General features: G+C 70.3%; 4 protein-coding genes. 2 read left to right on the top strand and 2 right to left on the bottom strand.

Features of this window, described 5'->3' with window-relative positions:
- The coding region (locus tag HY703_07450; GenBank protein ID MBI4545011.1) for a thiamine pyrophosphate-binding protein at positions 1 to 1,492 on the top strand (1,492 nt) is incomplete at its 5' end.
- Between the two features lie 131 nt (positions 1,493 to 1,623).
- On the opposite strand, the gene HY703_07455 is transcribed toward HY703_07450, so the two are convergent.
- Complete coding sequence (locus HY703_07455; GenBank protein MBI4545012.1) at positions 1,624 to 2,286, bottom strand: alpha/beta fold hydrolase; 663 nt, start codon at positions 2,284 to 2,286, stop codon at positions 1,624 to 1,626.
- A 178-nt stretch (positions 2,287 to 2,464) separates the two neighbouring features.
- On the opposite strand from HY703_07455, the gene HY703_07460 reads away from it, so the two are divergent.
- Positions 2,465 to 3,733: a glutamate dehydrogenase gene (locus HY703_07460; GenBank protein ID MBI4545013.1), complete on the top strand. Its 1,269-nt coding sequence runs from the start codon at positions 2,465 to 2,467 to the stop codon at positions 3,731 to 3,733.
- An 87-nt stretch (positions 3,734 to 3,820) separates the two neighbouring features.
- Here the strand turns inward: HY703_07460 and HY703_07465 are convergent.
- Positions 3,821 to 4,286: GreA/GreB family elongation factor (locus tag HY703_07465; GenBank protein MBI4545014.1), on the bottom strand; the 466-nt coding region annotated here is incomplete at its 5' end.

Consider the following 4,286-nt stretch of genomic DNA (forward strand, 5'->3'; position numbering starts at 1 on the left):
CATCTACGCCACGGTGCGGCGGGCCTGCCGCCTGGCGCGGGAGGGTGCGCCTGGCCCGGTGTTCGTCGAGATCCCGGCCGATCTCTACTTGTTCCGCCACGAGTTCGACAGGCGGGCGGGGGCGCCGATCCACGTTGGGCCCGCTGCGGCGCCCGCGCCGGCGGCGCCGGAGGTGGAGCGGGCAGCCGCGCTGCTAGGCGGGTCGCGCCGGCCATTGCTGTATCTCGGTTTGGGCGCGGCGGGGGCGGGACGCGAGCTGGTGCGGCTGGCGGAGCGGCTGGAGGCGGCTGTCGCCACGACCATACAGGGGAAGGGCGTCTTTCCCGAATCGCACCCGCTTTTCCTGTGGCCCGGCTTCGGCGACGCGGCGCCGGCGTTCGTGCGCGAAATCGTGGGCGGGTGCGATGCTACACTCGCCATCGGCTGCCGGTTCGGCGAAGTCGCGACCGGCAGCTACGGGCTGGTGCCGCCCGCGCCGCTGATCCACGTGGACATCGATCCGGCGGTGATCGGGCGGAATTACCCGGTGGAGCTGGGGATCGTGGCGGACGCCGGGTTGTTTGTGGGCGCGCTGCTGGAGCGGCTGGAGGTTGGGCTGGGGCCGAAGCCCGAAACATCAGAACGGGCGGGCAGGGGCGCAGGTAGGGGCGCGGTCAAGGGACGGCGCCCGGGAGCCGAAGCGGTTTGGCTGGGGGACGTGGTGGCAGGAGCGGCAGACAAAGCGGGAACGGGATCGGGATCGGGATCGGATTTGCGTCGGCGAACCCCTGACCGGGCCATGCGCGAGCGCATCCAGCAGGGGCACGAGGAGGTGTGGGCAGAGTGGCTGGGCGAGAAGGCAGAGAGGCGGGTTTCGCCGGCTCGGCTGATGCGGGGGTTACAGGAGCATTTCGGAGCGGACGCGATCTTCACGACGGATAGCGGGAACGGGACGTTCCTGGCCACGGAGCTGCTGCGGCTGGACAGGCCGGGGAAGCTGCTTGCGCCCGTGGACTACTCCTGCATGGGGTACGCGGTGCCCGCGGCAGTGGGCGCCAAGCTGGCGTGTTCCGAGGCGCCGGTGATCGCGCTGGCGGGCGATGGCGCGTTCCTCATGACCGGGCTCGAACTGCTGACGGCCGCCCATCACAGTGTCGCCATCGCCGTGCTGGTGCTGCGCGACCGGGAGCTGGCGCAGATCGCGCAGTTCCAGAGCGTGGCGCTCAACCGCAAGGCCTGCAGCGAGCTGGCGGATTACGACCTGGCGGGGCTGAGCCGGGCGGTAGGCGTGGAATGCCTGCCCCTGGACCGGGATGAGGAGATTCCGGCGGCGCTCGCGGAAGTGGAGCGCATCCTGGCCGGCGGGCGCCCCGTGGTGGTGGACGTGGCCATTGACTACTCGCGCAAGACGTACTTCACCCGGGGAGTGGTCAAGACCAACTTCCTGCGGCTGCCCTGGCCGGACCGCCTGCGCTTCATTGGCCGGGCGCTGGGCCGGCGCCTGCGGGCTTAGTGGTCGAATCCGCAAATACGGCCGCATTCGGCGTGGCCGTACTTATGAACTCGACCACTTAGCCTACGCATTCGCAATTCTGGAAGAGTGACACTTCACCACCGAGAACGCAGAGGACGCGGAGGTCCCGCTCACGGGTCGAGCAGCGCCTGCTTCACCGTTTCGAAGGCGCGGCGATCGCGGATCAGGCCAGGGTGGCTGGGGCAGCAGACGCGCAGGTTCAGCGCATGGGCGATCTGCGTGCTGTGCCGCGGGAAGACGCGAAGATCTGCCGGCGTGCGGATGGAGATGGCGCGCACGCCGGCCGGTACAATCCTTCCCCGATTCAGCCGCTCGAGGAGCGCGCTCCCCGGCCGCATTTCCCGGCCGCCCTGCCCCCACCCCAGGTAGGCGAGCCACGTGCCCTGGTGCGGCGTCGCGAGGAAGACCACGCGGCGCACATAGTTGCTGCCGCCCAGGTAGCTCAGGTAGTAGCGGACGGCGAGTCCGCCCATCGAGTGGGCGACAATGTCCACGCGCTGGGCGCCGGTGCGCCGGCGCAGGGTGTCCACGGCGGCCGCGATCTCGGCCGCGTGCGCCGCGTTGCTGCCCACCGGTTCGCGGAAGCCGATGGCGCGCGCCGCGTCTGCCGGCCAACCGTGGGCGAGGAAGCGGGCGCGTAACGGCTCGAGGTGCGCGGCGCGATCCTGCCACCCTGGAACGAGCAGCACGGGCGTCAGAGCTAGCGGCTCGGGCTCCCGGGCGGCGGACTGGCCCGCAGAAAGGGCGAGGGTGAAGGCCAGCGCGGTGATCATGGCACCTGTGCTACCCTCCACTCGCGGCCTCAGGTTCCCGCCGGCGGAGTCTCGGGGAAGGAAGTTGGAGCCATAGGCCGCGCGGGCTCTGCCGCGTCACCGGGCGGCAGGTTATAATGCGCTTGCACCGTAAGCGCGGCAGTGGCTGCTCACCTCGCAAATCTCGCCGGAGGTCTCCATGCCTGCAGTGACCTACGCCCTTCCGACCAAGCGCATCGCGGTAGGTGGCATCATCAACAATCAGTTCGAAGCGGCGGCGGAGCTGCTGGAGTTGGAGGCGTCCATGCGGCAGCGGCTGCGGCTGCCCTTCCGCGAGGTGACGGTGCAGGTGCCGGTGATGATGGACAACGGGCGGACGGAGATCTTCCTGGGCTACCGTGTGCAGCACAACGGCGCCCGGGGTCCCACCAAGGGCGGGATCCGCTACCACCCGTCCGTGGACCTGGAAGAGGTGCGCGGGCTGGCCGCGCTGATGACCTGGAAGACGGCGCTGCTGGACCTGCCGTTCGGCGGTGCCAAGGGCGGCGTGTCCGTGGACCCGCGTGAGCTTTCGCGCCGGGAGCTGGAGCGGTTGACGCGCAAGTTCACGGACCGGATCGCGCTGGTGCTGGGCCCGTATCGCGACGTGCCGGCGCCGGACATGGGCACCAACGCCCATGTCATGGCGTGGCTGCTGGACGAGTACAGCGGCCGGCGGGGGTATTCGCCGGCGGCGGTCACGGGCAAGCCGGTGGGCCTGGGCGGCTCGCTGGGCCGCGAGGAGGCTACCGGCCTGGGCGTGATGATGGTCATGCGCGAGGCCGCCCGCGACTTCGGTCTGGCGTGGGCCGGCGCCCGGGCGGCGATCCAGGGCTTTGGCAACGTGGGCAGCCATCTGGCCAGCTTCCTCGAGCGGGAAGGCGTACGCGTCGTCGCCATCACGGACCAGGGCGGCGGCGTGTACGCGGAGGAGGGGCTGGACATCGCGGCGCTGCAGGAGCACGTCGAGACGGCCGGCGGCGTGGCCGGCTTCCCGGGCGGCGACCCGCTGGGCAACGAGAAGTTGTGGCGGGTGCCCTGTGACTTCCTGATCCCGGCGGCGCTGGGCGGGGTGATCACGAAGGAAGACAATGTGCAGGACCTGGACTGCAAGATGGTGGTCGAGGCGGCCAATGGGCCAACCACGCCCATTGCGGACAAGGTGCTGGCCGAGCGGCGCATCCCGGTGCTGCCGGATTTCCTGGCGAATGCCGGCGGCGTGGTCGTCTCGTACTTCGAGTGGACGCAGAACCTGCAGCAGATGCGCTGGGAGCTGGCCGAGGTCTACGAGAAGCTGCAGCGCAAGATGACGGCCGCCTACCGCTCCGTGGCTGACCTGGCGCAGCAGCGGGACGTGCCGCTGCGCACGGCCGCGTACATGATTGCGGTCCGGCTCGTGGCGGAGGCGGAGGAGTTACGCGGGCACTGAGCGGCGGGCATCCAACGTGTTGCGCAGCCGCTGGCAGGCCTGGGCAGCGTGCCGGAGGGTTGCCGCCCCACCGGCCGCCGGCGGGCTTCAGCCGCCGGAAAGATCGTGTGGCGATGTCGCGGCAGCGGCCTGGTTGTCGCCCCGTAGCATCTGGGGTAAGGTGGTGAGCTCGAGGATGCGATAGCGCCGCTCGCCCCGGGGCAGGTGCACGATCACCTCCTCATCCAGGGACCGGCCCAGCAGCGCACTGCCCATGGGCGAGGCCATGGAGACGTGGCCGGCGTCCAGGTCAATGGCGTCTCCGGCCACCAGAGTGCAGGTTACTTCCTCGTTGCTGGCCAGGTCGCGCAGTCGCACGCGCGAGCCGAAGCCCACCCGATCCTCCGGGATCCCCTGCACATCGATCCGCGACAGCTCCCCCATGCGCTGGTTCAGGTGGTTGATCCGCGCCTGGACGAAGTGCTGCCGCTCGAGGGCGGAGGTGTACTCGCCGTTCTCGCCCAGGTCACCGTGCTCGAGGGCTTTCTGGATCGAGCGGGGCAGCACGACGTTC

The organism is Gemmatimonadota bacterium (assembly GCA_016209965.1).
GTDB lineage: Bacteria > Gemmatimonadota > Gemmatimonadetes > Longimicrobiales > RSA9 > JACQVE01.

Coding starts and splice junctions, on each gene's coding strand:
- HY703_07455 (MBI4545012.1), bottom strand. CDS start 2,286: ATGATCACCGCGCTGGCCTTCACCCTCGCCCTTTCTGCGGGCCAGTCC.
- HY703_07460 (MBI4545013.1), top strand. CDS start 2,465: ATGCCTGCAGTGACCTACGCCCTTCCGACCAAGCGCATCGCGGTAGGT.